The sequence below is a fragment of the Ramlibacter aurantiacus genome (genome assembly GCF_016722895.1).
Lineage (GTDB): Bacteria > Pseudomonadota > Gammaproteobacteria > Burkholderiales > Burkholderiaceae_C > Ramlibacter > Ramlibacter aurantiacus.
In genome coordinates this window covers 1-1,483 of record NZ_JAEQNA010000024.1, presented here as the reverse complement: position 1 = coordinate 1,483, position 1,483 = coordinate 1, and the positions used below count along the sequence as shown (strand labels likewise).

Below are 1,483 nucleotides of genomic sequence, written 5' to 3'. Positions count from 1 at the left end.
CATCTCGTTCAGCGACGTCGACCTGACCGACGTCCACAGCGTGAGCGCCGTCACCGCCAGTTCGGGCGCCCTGGGTACGCTCACCGCCAGCGTCACCACCGACACGACCAACACGGGCACCGGGGGTGTGGTCACCTGGAACTACAGCGTCCCGGCCTCGGCCGTCGAGTATCTGGCCGCCGGCCAGCCCAAGATCGAGACCTTTACCTTCACGATCTCCGACGGCAATGGCGGCACGGTGGAGCGCACTGTCTCCGTCACCATCACCGGCACCAACGACGGTCCGATCGTGTCTGCTGAAGACGTCACCGGCGCCGTGACCGAGCTGGTCACACCTGCTAGCAACCTCACTGACTCCGGCACCATCTCGTTCAGCGACGTCGACCTGACTGACGTCCACAGCGTGAGCGCCGTCACCGCCAGCTCGGGCGCCCTGGGTACGCTCACTGCCCAGGTCACCACCGACACGACCAACACGGGCACCGGCGGCGTCGTCACCTGGAACTACAGCGTCGCCGCTTCGGCCGTCGAGTATCTGGCTGCCGGCCAGCCCAAGATCGAGACCTTTACCTTCACAATCTCCGACGGCAATGGCGGCACGGTGGAGCGCACTGTCTCCGTCACCATCACCGGCACCAACGACGGTCCGATCGTGGCCGCTGAAGACGTCACCGGCGCCGTGACCGAGCTGGTCACACCTGCTAGCAACCTCACTGACTCCGGCACCATCTCGTTCAGCGACGTCGACCTGACTGACGTCCATAGCGTGAGCGCCGTCACCGCCAGCGCCGGCGCCCTGGGTACGCTCACTGCCCAGGTCACCACCGACACGACCAACACGGGCACCGGCGGCGTCGTCACCTGGAACTACAGCGTCGCCGCTTCGGCCGTCGAGTATCTGGCCGCCGGCCAGCCCAAGATCGAGACCTTTACCTTCACAATCTCCGACGGCAATGGCGGCACGGTGGAGCGCACTGTCTCCGTCACCATCACCGGCACCAACGACGGTCCGATCGTGTCTGCTGAAGACGTCACCGGCGCCGTGACCGAGCTGGTCAGCCCGGCAGGCGACCTCACCGACTCGGGCACCATCGCCTTCAGCGATGTCGACCTGACCGACGTTCACAGCGTCAGCGGCGTCACCGTCTCGGAAGGCGCCCTGGGCACCCTCACCGCCAACGTCACCACCGACACGACCGGCAACGGCACCGGCGGCGTGGTCACCTGGAACTACAGCGTCGCCGCTTCGGCCGTCGAGTACCTGGCCGCCGGCCAGCCCAAGGTCGAGACCTTCACCTTCACCCTCAGCGACGGCAATGGCGGAACGGTGGAACGCACCGTCTCCGTCACGATCACCGGCACCAACGACGGCCCCATCGTCGCTGCTGAAGATGTGACCGGCGCCGTGACGGAACTGGTCACACCTGCTAGCAACCTCACCGACTCCGGCACGATCTCGTTCAGCGACGTCGACCTGACTGAC

The 1,483-nt window shown here is 66.3% G+C and carries 1 protein-coding gene; it reads left to right on the top strand.

All coding sequences use genetic code 11. The annotated features are described in order from the left end of the window. Positions 1–1,483 (top strand): VCBS domain-containing protein (locus JI739_RS24275; RefSeq protein ID WP_201686603.1); only part of this gene is annotated, 1,483 nt, incomplete at both ends.